The organism is Paenibacillus sp. SEL3 (assembly GCF_054602585.1).
This window is the reverse complement of the sequence record NZ_CM137725.1, coordinates 4,474,690-4,500,537: the sequence shown is the minus strand read 5'-3', so window position 1 is coordinate 4,500,537 and position 25,848 is coordinate 4,474,690. Positions and strand designations below refer to the sequence as shown.

Annotated in this window: 20 protein-coding genes; 5 read left to right on the top strand and 15 right to left on the bottom strand. The window is 46.4% G+C overall.

Translation table 11 applies throughout. The features are described from left to right. Nucleotides 1-72 precede the first annotated feature (72 nt). The 5 genes from ACYCS5_RS20690 to ACYCS5_RS20670 form a co-directional block, all read right to left on the bottom strand. Nucleotides 73-1,452 carry a glycoside hydrolase family 32 protein gene (locus ACYCS5_RS20690; protein ID WP_340931546.1) on the bottom strand — a complete coding sequence of 460 codons (1,380 nt, stop codon included), beginning with the start codon at nt 1,450-1,452 and terminating at the stop codon, nt 73-75. Then, a complete protein-coding gene (gene bglX / locus ACYCS5_RS20685; protein WP_342425771.1) occupies nt 1,445-3,700 on the bottom strand; it encodes a beta-glucosidase BglX in 2,256 nt (751 codons plus the stop codon). The genes ACYCS5_RS20690 and bglX overlap by 8 nt, the downstream gene beginning before the upstream one ends. An 18-nt stretch (nt 3,701-3,718) precedes the next feature. After that, a complete protein-coding gene (locus ACYCS5_RS20680; protein ID WP_322251256.1) occupies nt 3,719-5,125 on the bottom strand; it encodes a sucrose-specific PTS transporter subunit IIBC in 1,407 nt (468 codons plus the stop codon). A gap of 288 nt (nt 5,126-5,413) precedes the next feature. After that, nucleotides 5,414-7,183: an acid phosphatase gene (locus tag ACYCS5_RS20675; protein WP_459760064.1), complete on the bottom strand. Its 1,770-nt coding sequence runs from the start codon at nt 7,181-7,183 to the stop codon at nt 5,414-5,416. A gap of 209 nt (nt 7,184-7,392) precedes the next feature. Further along, nucleotides 7,393-9,384, bottom strand: coding sequence for a stalk domain-containing protein (locus tag ACYCS5_RS20670; RefSeq protein WP_459760063.1), 1,992 nt, complete (start codon nt 9,382-9,384; stop codon nt 7,393-7,395). A 356-nt stretch (nt 9,385-9,740) separates the two neighbouring features. On the opposite strand from ACYCS5_RS20670, the gene ACYCS5_RS20665 reads away from it, so the two are divergent. Beyond that, a complete protein-coding gene (locus tag ACYCS5_RS20665) occupies nt 9,741-11,009 on the top strand; it encodes an MFS transporter (RefSeq protein WP_459760062.1) in 1,269 nt (422 codons plus the stop codon). Between the two features lie 50 nt (nt 11,010-11,059). Here ACYCS5_RS20665 and ACYCS5_RS20660 read toward each other — a convergent pair whose 3' ends face one another. Then, nucleotides 11,060-11,986 carry an EcsC family protein gene (locus tag ACYCS5_RS20660; protein WP_029516139.1) on the bottom strand — a complete coding sequence of 309 codons (927 nt, stop codon included), beginning with the start codon at nt 11,984-11,986 and terminating at the stop codon, nt 11,060-11,062. Nucleotides 11,987-12,119: 133 nt separating this feature from the next. Between ACYCS5_RS20660 and ACYCS5_RS20655 the strand changes: the two genes are divergently transcribed. After that, nucleotides 12,120-12,596: a GNAT family N-acetyltransferase gene (locus ACYCS5_RS20655; RefSeq protein ID WP_029516138.1), complete on the top strand. Its 477-nt coding sequence runs from the start codon at nt 12,120-12,122 to the stop codon at nt 12,594-12,596. A gap of 249 nt (nt 12,597-12,845) precedes the next feature. On the opposite strand, the gene ACYCS5_RS20650 is transcribed toward ACYCS5_RS20655, so the two are convergent. After that, nucleotides 12,846-13,271 carry an Lrp/AsnC family transcriptional regulator gene (locus ACYCS5_RS20650; RefSeq protein WP_165144551.1) on the bottom strand — a complete coding sequence of 142 codons (426 nt, stop codon included), beginning with the start codon at nt 13,269-13,271 and terminating at the stop codon, nt 12,846-12,848. Nucleotides 13,272-13,430: 159 nt separating this feature from the next. Between ACYCS5_RS20650 and ACYCS5_RS20645 the strand changes: the two genes are divergently transcribed. Further along, nucleotides 13,431-14,183, top strand: coding sequence for an MBL fold metallo-hydrolase (locus tag ACYCS5_RS20645; RefSeq protein WP_340931539.1), 753 nt, complete (start codon nt 13,431-13,433; stop codon nt 14,181-14,183). 76 nt (nt 14,184-14,259) lie between these two features. Further along, entirely contained in the window at nt 14,260-15,159 is a 900-nt protein-coding gene (locus ACYCS5_RS20640) for an SDR family oxidoreductase (RefSeq protein WP_340931537.1), read from the top strand. A gap of 105 nt (nt 15,160-15,264) precedes the next feature. Here ACYCS5_RS20640 and mmsB read toward each other — a convergent pair whose 3' ends face one another. The 5 genes from mmsB to ACYCS5_RS20615 form a co-directional block, all read right to left on the bottom strand. Continuing rightward, nucleotides 15,265-16,428 (bottom strand): multiple monosaccharide ABC transporter permease, encoded by a 1,164-nt coding sequence (gene mmsB, locus ACYCS5_RS20635; RefSeq protein WP_023987351.1) that lies wholly within the window; start codon nt 16,426-16,428, stop codon nt 15,265-15,267. Beyond that, nucleotides 16,412-17,962 (bottom strand): multiple monosaccharide ABC transporter ATP-binding protein, encoded by a 1,551-nt coding sequence (gene mmsA / locus ACYCS5_RS20630; protein ID WP_029516133.1) that lies wholly within the window; start codon nt 17,960-17,962, stop codon nt 16,412-16,414. Before mmsA ends, mmsB begins: the two co-directional genes overlap by 17 nt. A 32-nt stretch (nt 17,963-17,994) precedes the next feature. Then, nucleotides 17,995-19,080, bottom strand: a complete 1,086-nt coding sequence (gene chvE, locus ACYCS5_RS20625; RefSeq protein WP_016821351.1) for a multiple monosaccharide ABC transporter substrate-binding protein — start codon at nt 19,078-19,080, stop codon at nt 17,995-17,997. Between the two features lie 367 nt (nt 19,081-19,447). After that, complete coding sequence (locus ACYCS5_RS20620; protein ID WP_459761331.1) at nt 19,448-19,780, bottom strand: nucleoside triphosphate pyrophosphohydrolase; 333 nt, start codon at nt 19,778-19,780, stop codon at nt 19,448-19,450. A gap of 76 nt (nt 19,781-19,856) precedes the next feature. Beyond that, on the bottom strand, nt 19,857-20,396 hold the full coding sequence (locus ACYCS5_RS20615) for a hypothetical protein (protein WP_340884583.1): 540 nt from the start codon (nt 20,394-20,396) through the stop codon (nt 19,857-19,859). A 353-nt stretch (nt 20,397-20,749) separates the two neighbouring features. Between ACYCS5_RS20615 and ACYCS5_RS20610 the strand changes: the two genes are divergently transcribed. Next, nucleotides 20,750-21,097: a helix-turn-helix domain-containing protein gene (locus ACYCS5_RS20610; RefSeq protein WP_029516129.1), complete on the top strand. Its 348-nt coding sequence runs from the start codon at nt 20,750-20,752 to the stop codon at nt 21,095-21,097. Between the two features lie 41 nt (nt 21,098-21,138). Here the strand turns inward: ACYCS5_RS20610 and hcp are convergent, their stop codons facing one another. From hcp to ACYCS5_RS20595, 3 genes are all read right to left on the bottom strand, one after another. After that, nucleotides 21,139-22,431: a hydroxylamine reductase gene (gene hcp / locus ACYCS5_RS20605; protein ID WP_028543172.1), complete on the bottom strand. Its 1,293-nt coding sequence runs from the start codon at nt 22,429-22,431 to the stop codon at nt 21,139-21,141. Nucleotides 22,432-22,576: 145 nt separating this feature from the next. Further along, nucleotides 22,577-23,878, bottom strand: coding sequence for a response regulator (locus tag ACYCS5_RS20600; protein WP_069010373.1), 1,302 nt, complete (start codon nt 23,876-23,878; stop codon nt 22,577-22,579). Beyond that, nucleotides 23,829-25,829 (bottom strand): cache domain-containing sensor histidine kinase, encoded by a 2,001-nt coding sequence (locus ACYCS5_RS20595; RefSeq protein WP_342434925.1) that lies wholly within the window; start codon nt 25,827-25,829, stop codon nt 23,829-23,831. The genes ACYCS5_RS20600 and ACYCS5_RS20595 overlap by 50 nt, the downstream gene beginning before the upstream one ends. Nucleotides 25,830-25,848: the final 19 nt, after the last annotated feature.

The following is a 25,848-nucleotide window of genomic DNA, read 5'->3' as shown; positions in this document are numbered from 1 at the left end:
GCAGTTCTTCCCGCAAACGGGATAATGAACAGCCTTCCTTAACCTGCTTGCAACCCGGCAAGCAAAAAAATGTTACCCTACACATTCCTGCAACTGATACATTCTAACTTCTCCTACATTGTCTCCTGCCTCAAGTAATACATTGCTTTGGTCTGCATCTTCTATGAAATAACGCAGGGAAAACACTTCTTCACCCTCATTCACAAAGATCTCCAGGCTTGAGCTTTCAATGAATATTTGCATTTCTGCAAGCTTATTATTTAATGTTGCTCTTCTGTACTCTCTCTCGCCAGTCAACCAGTTTGTTCTCCAAACGGTCAGACTGTTTTGTTCCTGATCATAGTCAATTTGCACAGCATCCCTTATGATCATTTTAAAATTTTCTGTCAGTAAGGAAAAATCAACAATTAGCTCCGCTTGTGTAGAAGGCAGCACCCACTCACTACTACTTTGAATTTCCCCTTTGTAATGCATGCCATCCAGCCTTAACAATTGTAATTCCGGCAATGGTTTCTGGTACAACACACCGTTCATCAGCACAACTTCTCTAGGAAGTGTTAATGCATGAATCCAGCCCTCCTGAATGGTCGGGACAGCCCTCTCCGCTTCCTCATTCATGGCGCTCATCCATCCGAACATAATGGTTCTGTCATTAACTTTGAATGATTGTGGAGCGTAAAAATCAAATCCTCGATCAAGCTCTTTAAAATCGGAAAGGTCCCCGTTGAATTTGCCTGTATTCGATAATTTGCCAACCATATATCCCGATTGATTAGGATTTTTATAATATTCGCCTCTCTCCGGTAAACCCTGAGGAGAGAAAACAAAAACATCATTTTCGGCAAAATGAAGTACGTCCGGACATTCCCACATATATCCAAATCGGTGGTCATGATCAACAAATGATCCTTGGCATTCCCAATCGGACAAATTTTTAGATTTGTAGATAAGTGTATCTCCAGTCAAATCTTCTCTCTGAGCACCAACAATCAACCACCAGTTCCCGTGTTGGTCTCTCCATACTTTCGGATCTCGAACATGCCTGGTATAACCTTGTGGATGCTCAAACAAAGGACCGATTTTTTGAAAATACTCTCCATCCTCCGAAATCGCGGCGCATTGATAGCTTTCTTTTACTCCATCATCTCGGATTACATTTCCTGTGTAAAACAGATACAGCTTTTCATTATGAACAATGCCCCCGCCCGAATAAATGCCATCCTTGTCATACCATTCCGAAGGCTCCAGCGCGACACTTTTCCTTTGCCAGTGCACCAGATCGCTGGAAACAACATGGCCCCAGCATTTATTTTTATGCTCAGTTCCTTTTGGATTCCACTGATAAAACACATGATATTGATGATTGAAATAAGCAAGTCCATTAGGATCATTGAGCAAACCGTAAGGAGGGGTAATATGATATTTCAGGTTATACGCGTCGCTTTTATTCATGCTCATCCTCCGGTAAAAAAACAAAACTAAAACTCAGCAAAATTTCCTGCGAGCTTGACCCGATATAAACATCAAATTCACCGGGTTCACTTTTGTATTGCATTTCACGATCATAAAATTTAAGCATCTCTTCATGAATTGAAAATTCAACATTTTGGGTCTCGCCACTTTGCAAAAAAACTTTTTTAAAGTCTTTTAATTCTTTCACTGGCCTTGCAATACTTGCAAATTTATCGCGAATGTATAATTGGATCGTTTCCTTTCCATCATAAATTCCAGTGTTGGTAACAGAAATACGGATATCAACTGACTCATTTTTCTTCATTTCTTTTTGGCTAATTGTTAATAGGCTGTATTCAAATGAGGTATAAGATTTACCATAGCCAAATGGATACAAGGGTTCATTCACTTCATCTATATATCGGGATGCAAACCGATAAGAGCCATTTTCCTTTAAATTCGGTCTGCCTGTATTCAACTCATTGTAGGATATCGGAATTTGTCCCACGCTCCGTGGAAAGGTCATGGCTAATTTCCCCGATGGATTGACTTCCCCATACAGTATATTAGCCAGTGCTTCTCCGCCCATCGTTCCTGGATACCAGGCTTGAACAATAGCGTCCACTTTTCCGGCTACTTCGGTAAGAATCAAAGGTCTTCCGCTATAAACGATCAGAACCATCTTTTTGCCCTGTAAACTTAATTCATGGAGTAGTTTCATTTGCGGCTTAGGAAGCGTCGGGTTCGTTCGCGATCCCCCTTCTCCGCTCTGATAAATACTTTCTCCCAAGGCGAGGACAATGACATCCGCTTCGTTAGCATTTCGGATTGCTTCGCGCAGCAGGGCCTCCTCATCGACTGTTTCAGCAGCCAGCTTGTCCGCATATTTGCCAAGGGCTTCTCTTGCATTAGCAGGAAGCATGTGCGCCCCTTTGCAAACCGAGAGATTGTCGGGATCAACATGCTTTAATAATCCCATTTTCAAATTGACGGTATCCGCCTCATCCCCCTTAATGGCCCACATACCCAGGGTGGAGTTTTCATCTGCGTAAGGACCGATTAAAGCTACTTTGGTATGTTTAGACAATGGCAGCAGTTGATTTTCATTTTTCAGCAAGACTACGGATTCTTCAGCCAAGGACAGCGCGGCTTTTTTATGTTCATCTGACAGAATGCTGTTTCTCGACCGCTGAACGGTTTCCTGTAATCCGCGGAACGGGTCCTCAAACAGCCCCAAATCATTTTTCAGCTTTAAAATACGGTATACCGCTTCATTCAAAAGCTCCAACATATGCTCGTTATCAGATACTACTTTCTCCAATTGATTGGCGTATACTGCTGTCTTCATATCCACATCAACACTAGCCAACAATGCCAGCCTTGCAGCGGAAGCCTCATCTTCGGCATAACCGTGCATGATCAGTTCTTCTATAGCGGCGTAATCCGAGATCAACACACCATTAAAATTCATCTCTCGTCTTAGCACGTCGCGGTTAAGCCACTCGTTTCCTGTTGCAGGAACGCCATTCAAGGTATTAAAGGCCGTCATAACAAGCTTTGCCCCCGCCTCGATTGCAGCTTGATACCCTGGCAAATAATATTCTCGCAGCGTGTGCTCCGACATATCCACGGCGTTATACTCACGTCCAGCGACAGGTGCCCCATAAGCGGCAAAATGTTTGACGCAAGCGGCAATTTTATTGGCTGGTATGATATCCTCCGAGTTTCTCCCCTGGATCCCCTGAACCATGCTTTCGGCATATTTCTTCGCCAGCAAAGTGTCCTCTCCAGGCGATTCCATCACCCGCCCCCAACGGGGATCTCTAACGATATCTACCATGGGGGAAAAGGTCACGTGCACACCTTCGTCATAACATTCCTGGGCAGCAATCGAACCTGCATGTTCTATACCCTCATAATTCCAACTACATGCTTGTGCAATCGGGATCGGGAAGATGGTTCGATACCCATAGATAATATCTGCCATGAACAGCAGCGGAATTTTATGAATCGATTTTTCCAAATAATCCGTTTGCAGTTGGATAATTTTTTCTGGATTAGTGATGTTCAATATGGAGCCTGTGTTATATATATTGTAGCCGGCGTTTAACCCTAATTTTTTTAAAGGACCCGTCACAACAGTGTCTATATCCCCTTCAAAAAAATCACCGGTCAGTTGGATGAGCTGGCCTATTTTCTCTTCTATTGAAAGGCTGTCCAATTTCTTAAGCAGTGTGTTGTTGTCCATGATTCTCCCCACATCATTTTATTTGTGATCTGTTTTTTCTTTAAACCCAAAGATCCACGTTAGTGCAAATGCCACAGCAAAGCCGATTACACAAACTAAGATATATATGAATATCTGATTGTTCAGGTACAATAACATTCCCGGTAGGGCTGTGATTGACATGCCCGTTGCTTGAACATTAAATATACGTGCGAAGAAACCGCCAACCGCTCCGCCAATCAAGCCCATCAAGAACGGTTTGCCATATCGAATGTTCACCCCAAAGATAGCGGGTTCTGTAATACCCAATAACGCAGACAAGGTAGAAGGATACGCAATGGATTTGGTTTTTACATTTTTAGATTTTAGACCAACAGCCAATGCAGCACCCGCTTGTGCGCAAATCGACGCTGAACTGATCGGGTTCACCATATTCCAACCATTGCCTACTAACATCTGTATTTCAATCAGGTTTAAGGCATGGTGCAGTCCGGTAACTACAATAATCTGATTGATGCCACCGTAAATAAATCCGCCGATGCCGTATGGTAATTTTAAAATGGCGGTAACACCCATTAATATTAAAGTTTCCACCTCGTGAAAAATGGGACCAATCACGAACAATCCCAGTACCAGTGTGATTAATAATGTCAGAAACGGTGTCAGAATTAAGTCCAATGCATCCGGGACTGATTTTCTGATTTTCTTCTCCAGCATCGCCCCCACGACACCTATTATGAAAGCAGGCAAAACCGAGCCCTGATAGCCTGCAATTTTAATGAATCCGAAAAACACTAGTGGTTCCTGAACTTTTTGAGCGACATCCCAAGATGTAGGCAACGAAGGACTTACTAACATTAATCCAATCAATATCCCCAATAGTGGTGATCCACCAAACACCCGGAAGGCCGACCAACATACCAACACGGGTAAAAATGCAAAAGCCGTATCGGTCAATATTTGCGTAAACAATATGAAATTCGCAGAAATATGATCAGGTGTAAGTCCAAATAACTGGAGCAGTGCAGGCTGAGTTACTAAGCCTCTAACTCCCATGAATAATCCTGTAGCTACCAATGCAGGCATAATCGGAACAAATACATCCCCGAAAACACGGATCATTCTTTTGAAGCGATTATCACCTTGAGTGGAGGCCATCTCTTTCAAATCAGCCTTTGATGTAGCAGATATGCTTTGGCCAACCATGGCATCGTATACTTTATTTACAGTACCGGTTCCAAAAATAATTTGATATTGCCCAGAGGTAAAGAAAACGCCCTTGGCCTTATCAATATTCTCAATAAATTCATCATCAATAATTTCTCTATCTTTTACAATCAGCCTCAGCCGTGTGGCACAATGTGCCATGGAAATAATATTGTCTTCTCCGCCAAGCCCTTTAATGACATCTTGGGCTATTTTAACGTATTCTTTTTCAAGACTCATCAGTCTCTTCCTTTCCTCTGTTCCTCTTAGTTAGTCTGAATCATTAAAACGTTGATCAAATAGGCTTCTTAAGAATATCATGACTGCGCTTTCAAACAGCGGGATTATTTTACTACATTAAGGTCAAATTTTGACCTTTTTATATCCTTGATTATAAATGCATACTAGCAACTGGTGCCTGATGAAACAATAAAGTGCACCCTAGAATACATACTGGAATAACCTTCTGGTTTATTCCCATGTATTTAAAGGTGCACTTCAATTGTTGTATAGCGAGCTAATTACATTTTACTTAGTGACTTTCAACTGAGCACTGTCAGCTGTATAGATAACCTTCACTTTATAATTGCTTGGTAAACCTACCGTTTCAATCGAAGAAAATGCTCCATTCCGTTTACCATAAGTTAAGATCGTAGCACCATTAGCCGGCACATATTTGTTAGAGAAATTCAGGCGTAATTTTCCGTTGAGTATAGCTGTTCCTTTTATTTTGAGCACATCATTTTTAGTGTGCAGGTTAAGCTCAAGTGTTCCCTTGGCAGATTGTCTGTAATTTCCGCCAATAATCAGCTTCCCAGAAGCATTTTTAAGAAGAGTTCCCCCGTTATTCGTAATTCCGCCACTTCCGAAAGCCGTTTCCGTAGTTCCCTCCAAAGTACCTTGGTCGATCTGTGTACCGCCGGAATACGTATTGTTGCCCATTAGTTTCAACGTACCTGTTCCCTTTTTAGTCAGCTTTCCAACACCAGATATATTATTGCGCCAGCGATCCAATGCATTGAAACCGCCTTTGGAAGCGTCCATATTCACCATCACATTATTGGCGAAAGCACCGTAGCCATCCGCAGCGGAAAACAGGTTAAGTCTTCCCCATCCCTCAGCATCATCAAGTACAGGATATCCGGAAGGAATCCCCGTGGTAGCCAAAACCCAACGACGTTGTATGCTATCCAGGTAAGGCAAGCGTGTCTCCAACAGTACCTCGGCTCCCTTAGGCACTGTCATTGGCGTCGTATTTAGATTAACCTGACTGAATCCGTATGTTAATCGTTGATTATAATTTTTTTTGTTTGTGGCATAATTGCTGAACCGATCTGGAGCTGTACCTTTTTGAGGCAGCAGTTGTTTGCGAGCATCCTGATAAGCGGCTTTCTTCAAACTGCTATTGGCTGGATCAGACAGGATAGCAGCAGCCATCGCTGTTGCCATGACACGTCCTCCCATAACATCAAGCGGGGAATGCATACCAGCAACAACACGGTTATTGCCCAGCTCCGAAGCGCGCGTCAGCAGTTCTTGATAACGCTCCGGCACGGCGTAGGCCATAGCAATAGAACTAAGATACGCAGCATTGGTATGACCGCTAGGAAAGCCGCCATCGCTAGTAGCATCAGCTTTGAGAGCGGGAATAAGGCTCGGAACAACTACAGAGTTATCGCTCCAGCGAAACGGGCGAGGATAGCTAAAATAAGACTTAGCCGGGTTCGTCGTAGAGTATTCTCCACGCAAGGTATTTACCAGATTTACGATGTTGCCGAGATTGGAGCTTGTACTCCCAGCATTCGTTCCCTCATCTTCGTATTTCTTAGTCAGGGCATCTGCCGGAATGTCGTTGATTGTTGTCGTGGCACCTGCATTCTTACGATATACATCAGTGAGCGAACCCAGCCCGTCGATCACACTGTAGCTCTGGTTTCTGCGATCATCCAAATAAGCCGCATCGGCCTCACTGGAAGTGCGACGGGCAGCGATATCAATCACTTTTTGAATATTGGCGTCCAGCACGCTGCTGTTTAGCTTGGTACCTGTATCCCAGGTAGCGCCGGGAGTCCAAAGCTTATTAAATTCGGAGAGCAACCCGAGAGTCGGATTAGAGCTTTCCGTCTTATTTGCAGAACTATTATTTTTATAATGATCTACGAAATATCCCCACGACGGTTCTGTTGGAGTTACCGCTGTTGGTAGGGTTGCTGCACTCGCATAACTTCCACCCAGGGAACCTAGAAGTAAGGGTAAAGATAGTAATGCAACTGATAATGGTTTCCTTAGCGATTTCATTCTTAAATCAGATCCTCTCTTCTCTTGTGCTCTTCATACTTTCTCTACGGAGCTATTATCTATATAACAAGATGTATGACATAAAGAATCATATCTTAAGTTTGTTAAATCAAGAGCTTAGTTTTGTTAAATGAAAAAAAGGCATCCCAAGATTCGTATATACGAATCTGGAGATACCTCTTTCAAACCGTTATAGAAAATCAGCTACCCTACAGCCATACTTCTATGACTTTGCCATTTACGAAAGCTACTGCCTTGAAATAAAGACTACGATTGCCGTATACCCAGGCTTCGACTTGAGTTCCGTTTGAAGCAGCCCCCTTTTCTCTGACTGTTGGGCTTCCCCATGCGAACTGCACCTGCGTCGTATTCATGCCCAAGCTTACCTCGTTATTTTTAATCTTGTTCCAGATGGCTTGCGACCATTGGTATTTGTTGTACGGATCGTAAGTTAGAAATTGATCGGAATCAGACAGCATTTGTGGAATGCGTGAAGCTCCGATAATGGAAAACGTGTCATAAGTTTCGCCATTAGCCCCCTGGAAAATAACTTCGTAAGATTTAACACCGTTAGGGTCTGTGCTGACTTCGATGTCTTTAACTGTTACCTTGCCAAATCGCTCTCCAGCGTTATAGAAGTTATTGACCCAATAGGTTTTGCCAATTAATTTGGACAGACTCCCCAGATCAATGGCTTTGATAATTTTAGCCGTTTCCGGCGTCTCAATGACCAGCTTGGTAGCGCCCACAGATAATTCGCCTTGCTGACGGTCACGATTCCATTTGAATCCGCCCAACTTCAGATCGGTCAGTAATGTTCCCGGGAATACAACCTGTCCGTTAACCGTTTGAACCTTGCCCTTCAGTGCAACAGGTTTACCATTCACTATCGCGGTGGAACTCCCTTTTTGGAGTACGATATTGTTTTTACCCAGCTTGATCGTAAATGCCTGGTTTGCCACGGTAACAGATCCACCCAGCGTCTTGAACACAGACTGCACAGGCAAATACACACTGCCGTTTAGTATAGCCGCCCCGGTCAAGGTTTGGTCAGACGATACCTTTAGTGTAAAAGAAGAGGGTATACCTTCGTTCCGCAGAGATACGGCTGTGCTGCCAATGCCCCTTACTTTGAGTGTACCGGAACCATTCTGCTGTAGCTCAGCAACCTGCGGTTTCTCCACTTCAATCTCACTAGCTTCGGGATGACGTGTTAGTCGATAACCGTTCGAATACGTCTCTTGTACATTTAATTGAATCGTATCGCCGATGGCAGCCTCTTTGGAGGTCGTCAACAAGGACATACCCGTTAATGTAGGCAAACTCAGCGCAGTCGTGGTTCCGTCCTTATAGCCGACCCAAGAGCCATCCTTTAATTGTGCAAAAAGCTCGTCAGGCGAATCAACCAACCGTGCAACATTAGATAACCCGCTAAGTTGCACCGCAGGATATTTTTTCAGCCGGTCATAGCTCCATACTGTCCCGTCGCGATGTACAGTAATCAAGACATGTGTACCTTTTTTCCACAATATCGAAGTAATATCACTTCCCACTTCACGTGGCGGTTCATTGGTCAGCATATCCAGCATCGTGACATGACCATCTTCCTTAAGTATTGCAGCATACGCCGTACTCATTTTGATATCAAGCGCACCATCTACATGACCTATCTTGCGGGGCTTAGATTCTGCGTACCCTGTGGAATACCATACATCACCGGATCGAGTAAGAACCGTAAAGTAGGTACTTACCTTATCACCGTCTATAGCATCCGATATTCCCTCGACCTGTTCTCTTCCCCAGGAGATCGTCCCATCGGTTTTAATAGCCAGACCCTCTCCGGTAATCTCCTTTACTCCTGAAGATTGGGCCGTCACTTTTGGGTCGGAGTTATCATCCCAGATGGCTACCTTCCCGTCCTCAGTCCAGCCATAATAACCTTGACTCTCGTTTTTGCTGCCTGTAATGCCCTTCAAATTCAATTTCTCAATAGCCGGGCCATCTATACTCTTTCTCCATAAAGAACCATCATCCAGTATGTAGTTATTCCGGTCGATCACGTCTATAATTTTAGCATTTTTCCAAGTGTTGTTCGTCGTTACATTTGCCGCTACTGCTGTTTCTCCAGTGTTTAACGTAGTTCCCACCACCGCTCCACATACCACGGATACTGCCAGCAAAATCATCCCTGCTTTTCTCATCGTGATTCCCCTTTTCTATCTCTATTTCCATATCAGTAACTTGCATAATTCCATTCCCAACGCTCAAAAATACAATATATAGACGAACTAGATCGCTTCGATCTCTATATTACTGATTTGAAAGCCTTTTTGGGATTGATACAAAATACTCACATATATATCGGTTTTGAGGATGGTAAATGTTTGAATTTCGATATGCCATTTTAGAAATTCTAATTAAATGGAGCAATGAAGAGTATCCAGCAGGATGGGCAAGCAGTAATGAGTAAAAGTGGCCTTCATCCCACTTTCAGCCATTTGCTGCAAATGGATCGCTTCCTATATCTTAAAATATACATACATATTCGGAGGTTGCCATGACTAGTAAATCTGCTACAAAAAATGAAACGGGCCAATCGCTCCCCCTCCCGGGGCCGCAAGTGAAAGGCACCGTTTTTGCGATTCTGATTGCGATCAGTTTCGTCCATCTGTTCAATGACTCGATTCAATCGGTCATTCCAGCGATCTTTCCGATCTTAAAGGAATCTATGCGCCTGAACTTTACACAGATCGGCTGGATTTCATTCGCAATCAATTTTACAGCTTCGATCATGCAGCCTGTGATTGGCTTGTTTTCGGACAAACGACCTACGCCCGCTATCCTTCCCATAGGTATGGGCTTTACGCTGACAGGCATGCTGTTGCTCGCCTATGCTACCGATTATAAAGCGGTGCTCATCGCAGTCATCTTTGTGGGTCTGGGCTCGGCTGCCTTTCACCCGGAAGGCTCGCGCGTATCCCATATGGCGGCAGGATCACGCCGGGGATTAGCACAATCCATTTTTCAAGTTGGCGGCAATGCGGGCCAATCACTGGCGCCGATGCTCACGAGCTGGATTTTTATCCCGTTGGGACAATTTGGTGCGATCTGGTTCACAGGTATTGCGGCAGTGGGAATTGTGGTGCAAACGTTCATCGCCCGCTGGTACGGTAACGTCCTGCGTACAGAAGGCATTGCACGCAAAAAAGCGGTGGCACGCCGCATGAAGCCCGAAGTGCGTAACCGTGTTATGTTTGCCATGATTGTCCTCATTCTACTGGTATTCGTTCGATCGTGGTACTCGACCTCGGTCGGAAGCTACTATTCGTTTTACCTGATGGAAGTATTCAAAATGCCATTGGCTGATGCACAGCTTTACATTTTCCTGTTCCTCGGAGCTGGAGCGCTGGGCACCTTCTTTGGCGGTCCGCTGGCGGACCGTTTTGGTAAACGCAATATGATTTTCCTGTCCATGGTATTAGCTGCACCACTCGCGTTGCTGCTGCCTTATGCCAACCAATTCTGGACGGCAATCCTGCTGGCGATTATCGGATTTATTATGCTATCTAGCTTTTCGGTCACCGTCGTATATGCGCAGATGCTCGTGCCTGGTAAAATCGGGACCGTGTCCGGTCTCATTACAGGTCTGGCTTTTGGCCTTGGCGGTGTAGGCGCGCTCGTACTCGGCAACTGGATCGACAAAGTAGGCATCACCCACATCATGTTCCTGTGCGGCTTTTTGCCACTGCTCGGCATCTTAACCTTCCTGCTTCCTACAGATAAAACCCTGAACCGCTGGGCGGAAGAAAATGGAGCCGAAGTGTAACAGGCTAACGTGTGGCGGCCATCCTGGCCGCTGCACACCTTTATAGCCAACTAACGTGATTCCTCACTCTCTACTTCTGCCAAACGCATCACAATCCGACGCTTCCGATAGAGCATTTTCCCTGCTTCAGCTACATCACTAATAGCGCTTCGATTCGCGATGGAGCCGAACAAAATACCCGCAATCGGGACCATTTGAAGCAGCTTTTTCCATCCAAACTGATCACGATAGGTGTTAATGACCTCTCTCCATCCCTGCATCTGGGAAAAAACCTGTGCCTGACGTGAAGGATCATCGAACAAAGCCAGCTCCTCTAATACGGCCTTCTTCCCCACAATATCGGATGAAGCAAATTGCATACATTTAATAATAAAAATGCGTTCCTGCTTATCATGGGGATTAAAGCCATAGCACAAGGCTATTTCCTGAAGCACTTTGAGCGACAAGCCGAGCAAAAGAGGAATATCCGCCGCAATCGTAAACACACCACCAATCCCCGTTGTTGCTCCCTGAGCGGTGGCAAAGGTAATGCGAGCCGATGTCATATCGTCGGCAGTCCGATCCATGATGGTTAGCGGGAGCTCAGCCGCCTGCTTCAACTCCCACATAGGTTCGACACTATGTTCTGAATCAACGTTTTCCCCGGCACGAGGCAGGTCCTGCGTATCCGAAGCGGAATCTGCACCATTTTGCTGAATGACATGTTCATGGGCCGTCTTTTTCAGCCTGTTCAGAACCGTTTCTTCCTTCACCAAATATTTGCCGCCGTTCTGAATGAAGCTACCCAACTCGTTAAGGAGTTGCTCCAGCTTGTCTTTAATGATTTTGGGCGTCAGCCGATCCAGCAACATAAAAGGCCATCTGCCGATTTTTTCCCAGAAAAAAATGTCCTTCTGTTCCTTCTCCCATTTTTCAATATTCTTCAACTCATGACGCAATACGTCCTGGCTTTCCCGATATTCTGTAAGCTGCTTCATAAGCGTAGACGTCTCCTTTTGACTATGCTAGTTTATGTATGGGTAATACGTAAGCAAGGCGAGTTCAGGTTTCTTTTTTTAGCAAACTAGATGATAAAGAAAGTTAAAAATCCATACAGATCGGAGTGTAATGATGAATAATGTAGAGCTTGTCCCTTACCATTGTGGGCATGATGCCATTTTACATACCTTCTACTTACCTGAGGAGCAGAAGCAGTTTACTGGAATGCCGGATGAAATGCTCATACTGGCCAAGGAAGATCCGCACCGCCATCCTGTCGTGATTACGGCTACTAGAAGACCCGTTGGATTTTTCATTTTATACAATGGGGATGAATTAGCGGACTATACGAATACTTCTGAGGCACTGCTGCTACGCGCGTTCTCTATTCATTACGCAGATCAGGGACAAGGATTCGCCAAAAAAGGGCTGCTTCTACTACCACAGTTCATCGCCAGACACTTCCCACATATTCGCGAGATTGTACTGGGCGTCAATGCCCGTAATCTGTCTGCCCAAAGTCTGTATCGCAAATGCGGCTTTATAGATGAAGGTGACACTAAATTGGGACAACACGGCTTGCAGCATATTTTTAAAATGAGCCTATAAGAGGTTGTTCAAAAAGTCGTCTTTCCATAACGAAGCTATTCAAGAAGCGGATTCGACGTCGAATCTTGAATTCAGCCGGGCCTTCCGTTGCTCACGTAGATCTGTCTACGCTCCGCTACTCTGTCCCTAGCTTCATCCAACCTTCTCGGTCCTGAAAAGCCGACTTTTTGAACACACACTATAAGTTGACCTCGATAGCCCTCGCCCAAATAGAAAAGCTTTCGGCACCAACGCCGAAAGCTTTTATCGTTAAATCTCACCAATGGAAAAACTCAATTTGTAATTACCAAACTTCGTAAGTTCATCCAGCATGGTATTTAACTCTGTCTGTGAGGACATGCGCACCCGCATCCAATAACAGCCCTCCCCACTCACCCGGTGGATTTCAACAATATAGGGATGCTCCCGTGCAAAAGCCTGGAAAGCACTGTGAGTCGTTCCTGAATTCAAAAAAACCGTAATAAAGGCATGAATCGTCTGTCCAATTTTTTCAGGGTTCCAGCGCAGCGTATAGCCTTCGATAATGCCCGCATCCTGCATTCTTCGAACACGCGCCCCTACGGCTTGGCCTGTCAAATGAACAAGCTGGCCGATCTCCTTGTGCGATAAAGAGCTGTCTTCAATTAAATGATGAAGAATGCGCAGATCGGTGTCATCAGGTGCGAATAGTTCCATAGTTATTTTTCCTTTCATGATGAAACGATAATGCTGATTTTCCTTTCAGCAAACCGTAGCCTGTAGCTCCTTGCGTCAGATATGATTGTAACAGAAACAATGAACTACCGAAAATACACTTGGTCAAAAATAACATTCATCACAAAGGAGCTTTCATATATGAAAATCACACTAATCCGCAACGCAACCTTATGGCTGGAATACGCTGGAATAAAATTTCTGATCGATCCGATGTTAAGCGATGCTGGCGCAAATCCGCCGGTCCCCAATACGGAAAATGCCCGCCGTAATCCACTGGTTCCCTTGCCGCCACAATGGCAGGCACTCGGACAGCCTGACGTTGTCATCGTCACACATTTACATCCCGATCATTGGGACCCGGCAGCAGTACGCTGGTTGGACAAACAAATTCCTGTCTTCTGCCAGCCCGGAAATGAAGAACAAATCACTGCTGATGGTTTTACACAGGTTACCCCGATTCCGTTGGCTGGTTCTGTGGGAGAAATTGAGATTATCCGTACAACCGGGCATCACGGCACCGGAGAAATCGGGGAGCAGATGGGACCCGTATCCGGCTTTGTTTTTCAGGCACCAGGTGAACCTGTCGTCTATTTGGCCGGGGATACGATCTGGTGCAGTGAAATCGCGGAAACACTGGATAAATACCGTCCTGACTGGACAATTGTGAACGCTGGAGGAGCACGGTTTACGGTAGGTGATCCCATTATTATGACTGCCCAAGATGTAACGGCGGTAGCACAACATGCCCCTTATACACAAATCGTGGCTGTCCACATGGAAGCAATCAATCATTGTCTACTAACTCGCTCAGAGCTTACGGAACATATCAACCGTGAAGGTTTAAAGGGGCGCGTCCATATTCCGGCAGATGGAGCGACGGTTTCGGAGTAAGGCAATCGTCCTGAGTCACCGTTTGCGCCTATTTTGAATATATTGGATTTCAAAACGTATAAAGAAGGGATTATCGATGAATTGGCAACATCCTAATTACGGTACAGAAACCCAATGTAAAGAAGTTCCGATTACTTTTCCTCCCCAGCATCAATATAGACAGCCGGGGTTGGAATACCTGATGGTTCCACGCCCTATTTATGATAATCCAAAGTATATCGGCACTGGAAAGCTTCAGGATCGGGTGGCTATTATTAGCGGTGGTGACAGTGGTATTGGTCGCGCGGTTGCAGTGGCATTTGCCAAGGAAGGGGCCGATGTGGTCATTGCCTATCTCGATGAGCATCGAGATGCTATGGAAACCCGTGATGTCATTCACAGGCTTGGCCGACGTTGTTTGTTAATTCCGGGGGATCTAAGGCTAAAAAGCAACTGCTGTCTGGTTGTTCAACAAACGATGGAAACCTTTGGTCGTATTGACATCCTGATTAACAACCTAGGTATTCAGTTTGTGCGCGAATCGTATCTGGATATCAGTGAGCAGCAGCTTCGTGATACGTTTGATACGAATATTATTTCCTTCTTCCATATGACTACAGAAGCATTGCCGTATATGCGGGCTGGGGCTAGCATCGTCAATACGGCATCGGTGACAGCCTATGTGGGTCAAAAGAATATGATCGATTATTCAGCTACCAAAGGAGCTATCGTCAGCTTCACCCGCGCTTTGGCTAATAATCTGGTCGATCAGGGTATTCGCGTGAATGCGATTGCTCCCGGTCCGATCTGGACTCCGCTGAATCCGGCCACACAGTCGCCTGAAGTCATTCGCACCTTCGGCAGCAATACACCAATGAAGCGTGCCGGGCAGCCTTATGAATTGGCTCCTGCCTATGTGCTGCTGGCTTCGGATGACGGTTCCTACATTACAGGCCAAACGCTGCATATAAACGGCGGCCAAATGGTCACCACTTAGTTTCGTTGGCTGATAGCCACAAGACCCAACAAGCAAGAAAACCTCCAGCATCCACATTTCTAGTGGAACTGGAGGTTTTCTTGTTTTACGATACCGAATCTGAGCTTAAGCAGATCTTTTGTTTTTGTTGTAAATATCGAAGGCAACCGCCAGCAGCAGCACCAAGCCCTTGATTCCTTGCTGCCAGTCAATACCCAGACCGATCAGAGACATACCGTTATTCAGTACGCCCATGACCAAACCACCGATAATGGCTCCAAAAACGGTTCCGATCCCGCCGGACGCCGAAGCTCCACCGATAAAGCAGGCTGCGATGGCATCTAGCTCGAAGTTCGTACCCGCTCTCGGCGTAGCCGCGTTCAGACGTGCAGCAAAGATCAGACCGGAAATGGCCGCCAGCACACCCATGTTAACGAATACCCAGAACGTTACTTTTTTCGTTTTGACACCGGACAGACCCGCTGCCTTTTCATTTCCACCCAACGCATACACATGACGACCCATAATCGTGCGGTTCATGACGAAGGAGTACACAACGATCAGTATGAACAGCAGCACGAGAATGTTAGGTATCCCCGCGTAGCTCGCGAGCATGAAGGTGAACAGATTGATGACCGCAGCTACCACAATCAGCTTGAGTACAAATAATGTCTGTGACGGAACCTCAAATCCGTATTTAAGCTGAGAACGACGTTCGCGAAGTTCGTTCACGATAAACCATACCGTGAGTGCAATGCCGACAATGATGGATACCAGGTTATAACCGGTAGATGAAAAATCCGGCAGGAAGCCTGAACTGATTTTCTGGAAGCCCCCCGGAAATGGAGAGATCGATTGACCTTCCAGCACGATCATGGTCAATCCACGGAAGAGCAGCATTCCTGCCAATGTAACGATAAATGCCGGAATCCGTACATAAGCGACCCAGAACCCTTGCCATGCGCCGATTAACGCTCCGACCAGCAAAGATGCAATGACAGCGATCCATGCTGGAAGCTGCCAATCGACCATCATTATGGCGGCAACCGCACCGACAAAAGCAGCTATGGAGCCGACGGACAAATCAATATGTCCAGTGATGATGACCAGCACCATCCCGATGGCCAGCACGAGAATATAGCTGTTTTGCAGAATCAGATTGGTAATATTAATCGGCTTCAACAGCAGGCCGCCTGTCAGCACCTCGAACAAAATCATAATGACGACCAGCGCAATCATCATGCCATATTGGCGGATGTTATTTTTAAATAGTTTAGTTATGGTTTCCATGCTTCACGCCTCCTGACTTGGTCATATATCTCATCAACGTTTCCTGCGACGCGTCCTCACGGCTAACCTCTCCAGTGATCCGCCCAGCATTCATGACATAAATCCGGTCACACAAACCTAGTACCTCTGGCAGCTCGGACGAAATGACCAGCACTCCCTTGCCTTCAGCGGCAAGTCGATGAATAATCGTATAAATTTCATATTTGGCACCCACATCAATGCCGCGTGTCGGCTCATCCAGAATCAGAATATCCGGCCCGGCGAAAATCCATTTGCTCAGCACCACCTTCTGCTGATTGCCGCCACTCAGATTACCCGTTTTCTGTAAAATGCTCGGTGCTTTTATGTTCATGCTTTTTTTCATTTCCTCTGCAACAACGACTTCCTCCTGCTCATTGACGACAGCACCCTTCGTCAGCTTGTTCAGGCCAGTCAGCGAAATATTACGCTTGATATCATCCATCAAAATGAGGCCATACTCCTTGCGATCCTCTGTCACATAGGCAAAGCCGTTGTTGATCGCGTCTGTAACCGTGTTGTTCTGGATCGGCTTGCCGTCTTTAATCAGCTGACCGGAAATGTTGCGTCCGTATGACTTGCCAAACACGCTCATCGCCAGCTCGGTCCGTCCCGCTCCCATCAGCCCGGCAATACCGACAATTTCACCGCGACGGATGTTCAAATTCACCTGATCCAGCACCTTGCGGTCTGCATGATGCTCGTGATACACCGTCCAATCCTTCACTTCCAGAACGACTTTGCCAATCTCGGCATGACGCTCTGGATAACGGCTGGTCAGATCACGTCCAACCATCCCGCTAATGATCCGATCCTCCGTGACCTCATCCTTTTTCATATCCAGTGTCTCAATCGTCTTCCCGTCCCGCAAAATCGTAATCGAATCCGACACCTTTGCGACTTCATTCAGCTTGTGGGAGATGAGAATGCAGGAAATGCCCTGTCTTTTAAATTCCAGCATCAAATTAAGCAGATTTTCACTATCATCCTCATTCAACGCCGCTGTCGGTTCATCGAGAATAAGCAACTTTACCTTTTTAGAGAGCGCTTTCGCAATTTCGACCAGTTGTTGCTTCCCGACCCCGATGTTCGTAACTAATGTATTGGGATTCTCACTCAAACCGACCTTGGACAGCAGATCGCGTGTACCCACAAAAGTCTCTTTCCAATCAATCACGCCGCCGCTGGCACGTTCGTTGCCCAGATAAATATTTTCCGCAATTGAGAGATACGGGATCAGCGCCAGCTCCTGATGGATAATGACAATGCCTAGTTCCTCGCTCTGCTTGATATCCTTGAACTCACACGTTTTGCCCTGGAAAACAATATCCCCTTCATAGGTTCCATGCGGATATACACCGCTTAGTACCTTCATCAGCGTCGACTTGCCCGCACCATTCTCACCGCACAAGGAATGGATTTCGCCTTCCTTGACCTTGAGATTTACATTTTCCAATGCCTTCACACCGGGAAAGGTTTTGGTAATTCCCTTCATTTCCAAAATGATTCCAGTCATGGGATACGCTCCTTTCGGTTGGATTCCTACTCTTATTTCAGTCCAATTTGCTCTTTGGTGTAATAGTGACTGCCGACAATATCCTTCTCCACATTCGTCCGATCTACCGAGATCGGATCAAGCAAGTAGGCAGGAATGACCTTTTTACCGTTGTTATAGGATTTGACGTCATTCACTTCCGCTTGTTTGCCCTGTAAAATGCTGTTGGCCATTACGACCGTTTGCTCAGCCAGCTTGCGGGTATCCTTAAATATAGTTTGCGTCTGCTCCCCAGCCACAATGGACTTGATGGAAGCCAGCTCCGCATCCTGCCCTGTAATGATCGGCAGCGGCTTGTTCGCTGATCCATATCCGACCCCTTTCAGGGATGAAATGATACCGATGCTAATGCCGTCATACGGGGATAGTACCGCGTCCAGATTGGCCCCTGAATAGTAGGCACTCAGCAGATTATCCATCCGCGACTGCGCTAAAGCTCCGTCCCATCGCAGTGTAGCGATCTGCGCCATCGTCATCTGCTTGCTGCGTACGACCAGCTTACCGGAATCAATGTACGGTTTAAGTACAGACATCGCACCATTAAAGAAGAAATAAGCGTTATTATCGTCCGGTGAACCACCGAACAGTTCGATATTGAAAGGGCCTTTGCCTTCCTTGAGTCCCAACTTTTTCTCAATATATGCCGCCTGTAGTACGCCCACCTTAAAGTTATCGAAAGTCGCATAATACGTCAGATACGGTGTGTTGCGAATCAGACGGTCGTAAGAAATGACCTGAATGCCTCGGTCATGTGCCTTCTGAATCACATCCGTCAGCGTGTTTCCGTCGACCGAAGCGATCACCATAACATTGACGCCCTTGGTGATCATATTTTCGATTTGGGAGATTTGGTTTTCTACTACGTCCTCGGCGTACTGTAAATCCGTTTTATAGCCTTGCTCCTGAAACAACCGAACCATATTTTCTCCGTCCCCTACCCAACGCTCGGACGATTTGGTCGGCATGGAAATGCCCACATAGCCTTTTTCCTTGCTGCCCGTTCCACTCTCCGCCAGATTGCAGGCCGAAAGCATCAGGGCCAAAACCAGAAGCCATACGACAACAGCTCCTTTTTTCATATGAAGTTCCCCTTTCCTCATGTAATGCAGGTCATTTGAAGGTAAGGATTTTGCAAAATCCTCAGGTCAGTGCTAATTAGAGTTGAGATGAGATAGCGCTTACATAAGTGAGGCAATGAGTGCCTCTCCTTTTTTTATGTGCAAACACATGGTATCATTCCAGGCCGGGAAAGGTCTTTGCTGGTTTTGAACTTTTTTTATAAAATTTTAACCTTTGTGATGGGGGGAGTTAGAAGTTGGAGAAGAGAAGATAAAATAACTTCCACTTTATAAATTTTTCGCTATACTAGGTGCTTAAAAAGAGACAAAAAAGGTAGCTCCAATTATCAAGCTCCCCTTTTGAATGTGCTATCCTTGAAATATTTAGTTAACTTTTATCTTCATCTACATCAATTAAAAACACCCGCTCCTGAAAGCCACCCCGTGCCTCGGCTTTGTCTGCCCGCAGCTTGTCCAGCTCTGCCGCATTCGTCCCATGTACTTCTGCCAGCGCCCGGATGACTTCCAGCATATCCGCCAGTTCTTCCAGCGCTTCCTGATCTTTGTCCGCTTCAAAATATTCCCCGGCTTCTTCACGAAGCTTCGTTCGCAGTTCCTGCTTATACTCCTCTGGTTCCAAGATACGTGTCCGACATTCCTTGCCCTGAGACATAATGAGGTGCGGAATCCGATCCCGCACCAGTTTGTTGTATGTAGGCATATGAAATAACACCCTTTCTGATGTGGAGGTGTTAGCCATCATCTAACATCTTCCTTTTCGTCATTATATCATTAGCTCAAAAAGAACCGGGTATTATTGATAAAAGATCTACCGATTCATTGAACGAATTTTCTTTATAAATAGACGGATACCGCTTAGACGGATCAGCTACGATCCGCTGTGACAGAGACTCTAGAATAGAGTCCGTTTTATAAAGCAACTTGTCTACTTCCTCCTGTCTCATCGTCTCCTCGGATGCTTCATCCTCTCCCGAAACCAGATAATGTACCGTACCGATAAACAGCACCATATCTAAATTGGGCTCAGCATCTGTGTGAATTAAAGGGAATAGGTCAGTCATGGATCGAATGTACGATGGAATGATTTGGTTTCGATGAACATACATGGCCTTAGCCATAGAAAACATCGCTCGATCACAAAGAATGAGGCAGTTTTGAAACTGATGATGGTCGCGCATCATCTGTGCAAGCTTGATCTGGTATTCGGCAAGCTTTTGAAAATCCATCATGCAATTGAATATGTAGGTATCGCTGTACTTGGGCAATTTGAAATCAGAATCACTATGTAGTTGGGGACTTAAGGAGTAATGTTTCATGGGGAATCAACTCCTGAATTAAAATTTCATAAATAAGGGTTTTGCAAAATCCTGAAACAAATGTGAGCAACGTAGCACAAATATGTAACCATCAAGATGTATAATTTTCTAGCTACCGGACAAGCTTCCTAATAAATATTACTATATAGTAGTTTTTAATTCAATTTACTTACTAACACTTATTAATTAGATGTAACTCTTTCTCTACACTTCTAACTAGAGGATTTTGCAAAATCCAACAAGCGACTTCCAGTAATAATATATAGGTCGTGATGATCTAGTTCGTCTATATATTGCACTTTGGAGCGATTGAAATCGATTTTGTAGAACCCTTACTATAGAGAGGTGTATTCATGTCAGAACTTTTGGAATTAGTCGGTACACGTATTCGAGATATTCGAAAGTCTAAAGGGCTTTCCCAAGAAGCTTTAGCCGAAAAAGCAGGATTCAATTCGAGTTATATTGGATTTATTGAGCGAGCGGAGAGAAATATATCTTTGAAAAATCTGGAGAAAATAGCGAAGGCATTGAACGTGGGCGTCTATCAGTTGCTTACATATGTGAAGGACAATGATGAGCTTACCGAAGAACATTCAAGTATAAAAACCATTTTAACTCTCCTAAGAACTCGTGAATCCAAAGATACTGAACTGGCATTAAAGATTCTTACGGACATCTTTATAAGAATCGATGAACGATGAAACAAAAAAGGAACTGCACTTTGCAGTTCCCCACCAATCTCTTACGACAATGCCAACATCGCTTTCATATCTTCCTCTGCGGTCGTAATTAGCTTCAAGCCAAACATCTCCACTAGTACATCCAGCACGCCAGAAGAAATAAACTCAGGCGGCTTCGGCCCAATGCGAATATCCTGGATGCCAAGGCTGAACAAGCCCAGCAGGATGGCAACGGCTTTTTGCTCAAACCAGGACAACACAATGCTGACAGGCAGCTCGTTCACCGTACAACCGAATGCATCCGCTAATGCCAGAGCGATTTTCACAGTAGAACCCGAATTGTTGCATTGCCCCAAATCAATATAACGCGGAATTCCTGTATCTCCAACGGTTCCATAATCCACGTCATTGAAGCGGAATTTACCACAGGATGTGGTCAGAATGACCGTATCGTTCGGCAAGGATGTAGCCAGCTCGCGATAATAGTTGCCGCCTTTGCCTGGTGCGTCGCAGCCTGCGATGACGAAGAAACGGCGGATATGTCCGTCTTTAACGGCCTGAATAATCTCAGGAGCCAGCCCGATAACTGTCTCATGATGATATCCCGTTGTAAGCACCTGCTCTGAATCTACATCTGCGGCTGGCAGAGCCAACGCGCGCTCGATCAATGGTGAAAAGTCGTCGTCCATGATCTTGGCTACTCCCTCCAGCCCGGCTACTTCATAAGAGAAGAAGCGGTCTGCATACGTGCCTTTAATCGGCATAACACAGTTCGTCGTAGCCAGAATTGCGCCCGGGAACTCTTCGAACAGTCTACGCTGATCGTACCAGGCTTTACCGATATTCCCTTTGAGATGTGCATATTTCTTCAATGCCGGATAACCGTGAGCAGGCAGCATTTCCGAGTGAGTATAGATATTAATGCCCTTGCCCTCTGTCTGCCGCAGCAATTCCTCCAGCGCATACAGATTATGTCCGGTCACGACGATGCATTGGCCTTCGATTTTATTTTGGCTGACCGTAATCGGCTGCGGAATGCCAAAACGATCCGTATGCGCACGATCCAGCACATCCATGATCCGTACAGCCGCATTTCCGACCTTCATCGCCATTTCCAAATGCTCTTGTACATTAAAGTTAGAATTGGTTAAGGTCATATATAACGCTTCATGCGTGATGCGATCTACCTCAGGATCGGTATAGCCCAACTGGCGAGCATGTGTCGCATAGGCAGCAATCCCTTTTAATGCAAAAATCATCGTATCCTGCAAGCTCGCTATCGTCTCATCTTTCCCGCACACCCCAACTACTTTACACCCGCCACTCGGCGTCTGTTCACACTGATAACAAAACATATCGTTTTCCTCCAAATATTTATAGATATTTGTTCGTTATCCCCAGCGTAACAAACCCCTGAATGCGTAGGTGTGATTACACACACATTTTTTTAGCATTTATCATCATAGAACAGTGTAGGACAATTCCACATGCCAATCATTCCTACTCCAGCGAATTTTCCTGAATTCCCCCGCCTTTACGGTACTGCACAGGGGACACACCCATGGTCTTTTTAAAAGCGGTGCTAAAATAGTGCTGACTGTCGTAACCCGTACGTTCTGCTATATCATAGATAGACAACGTCGTGGAATCCAGTAGCTGCACTGCTTTACGGATACGGGCACGCGTGACGAGGGTCACGAAACTGTCGTTGAGCTCCTTTTTGAGCACACGGCTGAGATATACGGCGGATACCTGTAGCCGCGAGGCAAGGGCTTCCAGCGTCAACTCCCGATCGGCGTAGCCTTCCTGAATAAGCTGCCGAGCACGGCGTACGATGGGAGACAGCTGCGATTCGCCATACACCCGATCCCGACACATCCGGTACGCATCCATTGCGCCTTCCAGCCCACCCGCGTTGGATTCCACATGCGTATGAACCGCTATATTCAGGTAGCGTCCAATCGCCTGCTCTATGGAAGCGCCAATCGTCTCGGGTGCCTCCTGCCACAGGCATATGCCGATCAGCCCGTTCGCATCGCGGAACAACACATGTGGCAGGTCCTCCAGCAGTTCGCCAATAATATTTTCAGCGGCAAAAAGAAACAACTGTCGGTCATTCTCGCGCATAATCGTCTGCCGGGCCTCTGCCGCTGGCCACCGTACGACACCGATCTGAGCAGGCGGCCGCGATGGAAGCCGTAAAAACGCCAACTGCTCCATGACATCTATGCCCGTATGTTGCCCTTCCAGCCATTCCAGGCAAAACCGCTGGCGCAACAACGGAATATTCCGCTCAATCTGCCCGGCAGCTTGTTCTACATAGGCGGCACGCTTACGCTCTTCCTCGAGCCGCTGACCGAGCCGTGACAGCGCAGCGTGAAGCTGCTCAGCATCTACCGGCTTCAAGATATAATCCTCTACGCCAAGTCGGACTGCCTCCTGCGCATAAGCAAATTCATCATGCCCGGAAATGATTAGACAGCGGCACTCCGGACGTACTTCCCGCAGCCGACGAATCAGTTCAATCCCGTCCATGAACGGCATATTCATATCGACCAGCATGATATCTATGCGAAGCTGACCCACCAGCTCCAGCGCTTCTTCACCATCCTCCGCCTCAGCTGCAACCTCCATGCCGAGTGCCGCCCAGTCTATGCAATCCCGTATCCCCTCTCGGATGATCGGCTCATCATCTGCGATCAATACTTGGTAACGCTGTGCTGTCCCTGTTATCACTTCCGTTATGGCCTGGTCAATCAGACTCACCGTCGTTGAGTTGTCTCTGCCCTTTGATTTCGTCATCCTGACCCTCTCCTTTTTCATGCGGCTTCTTCAGTTGCGCCATATCCAGCAGCAGCGGATGAATGATCGTCACGCAGGTGCCTGCTCCTTCTTTACTATCCAGTACAATTCCATATTCCTCACCAAAAGATAGCCGGATACGCGCTTGTACATTCAGCATGCCGTAGCTTCTACCATTTGTACTAGCCCCACTTTGCTTCTGCTGTCCTTCCATCGCCTCCAGCGGTATTTCCAGCAATTCACGCAGCTCACGCAGCCTTTCTGCCGCCATCCCTGCGCCATCATCACGCACCGTCAGCAGCAGCTTGTCGCCTTCAGCTTTAGCTTCTATCCAAATCGTGCCTGGGCCACGTCTGGCCTTGATGCCGTGATAAATCGCATTTTCCACTACAGGCTGAAGCATCAACTTCAACACGAACAGATCCTTTAGCTCGTCGGGTACATTCAACTCCCAGCGAAGTCGGTCACGATAGCGGGTTTGCTGGATTTGCATATAGCTAGATATATGCTCAATCTCGGAGCGCAGCGGAATAAAGTCATCCCCCTTGCTCAGCCCGAGACGAAACAATCTCGATAGCGCTCCTACCATGTCAGATACGTCGTCTACTCCATTTCTTCGGGCCATCCAATGAATCGTATCTAGCGTATTGTATAGAAAATGGGGCTTAATATGCTCCTGAAGGCTGCGTAGCTCGGCATCCCGTTTTTGCCGTTCTCTCAGTTCGCTAAGTGACATGAGACGGCGAATTTGCTCCAGCATCCGGTTAAAGCTCCGCCCCAGCATTCCGACTTCATCCCCACGGTCACTCCATTGGCGAACTGTAAGATCCCCTGTCTCTGCCGTCCGCATATAGGACATCAGCCGGAAAATTGGCTGCGCAATGGAACTCGACAATCGCAAGGATGCCGTTAAGCCAAATAGACATACAATGAAAACAAAACAGACGACATAGAACTGAATTTGTCGCACTTCCAGTGTAGATTCGCGTGCCGGGAATACCCCCACTGTTCTCCAGCCCGTGAATTCGGAAGCCCTGAACATGAACAGCAATTCCCTGCCCCCAGCTTCACGGGTAAACATCCCGCTGTCACCTGCCCCGAACCATTGCGGTGGAATGCGCTCAATCAAAGGCATATCCGGCCTGTACACGCTGCGTCCCTCAGCATCTGTCACCATTAAATACCCACTTTTGCCCAAGGTTACATCTCTGGCGGCCTGCGACACAGCCCGTAGCTTGAGGTCAATCATTATCGCGCCTAGCACGCGTCCGGTTTCCGAATCCGTAACCGAACGAACGACGGAGACAATTTCACTGTCCTTGTACCGGACATGAGTGGTCACATTACGGTGGCTCGGCTGTCCTAGCACAGTGAATATGCCTGCATGCTGCGCCGCCTGTTGGTACCAATCTTCTTCCGTCAGGCTACGCGTGCTTCGAGCATACATTTCGTTGCTGATATAGTCGCCTTTTTCGTTCACGATCAGAATCCCTGCAATTTCAGGATATAACGTAGTATAGCCCTGCAAAAATTGCTTCATTTTATACAGCGTATCCTGCTCCTGTACAGAACTTAATGCCTGCTTGGAGCTGAGAGCCTGATTTTGCGCCGAGTTCTGAGTCTGCTCCCCCTGGTTTTCCGTTGTTATTACACTCGCATGACCTGCGTGGCCGTCAGCCAGCGTCTTCCCTTTCCAGAACTCCCCGATATCGGGGTTAAAAGCAATCAGATACGTCATGTTCTGCAAATTTTCCATTTTGGTGTCCAGTGCTTCATTTACCTTGCCAATCAACTGCATCGTATGGTCTTCCACCTGCCGCTCAATAATCCGTTCCACCGTCCAATTGACCAGCAGACCTAATCCCAGCGAAGGTACAATGCCAAACAACAGGAACAGAAGCATCAGCTGATAACGTAAGGGCATATTGCGCAAGCGTAACCGCGGCATCATGTGGTGCACTCCTAGCTGG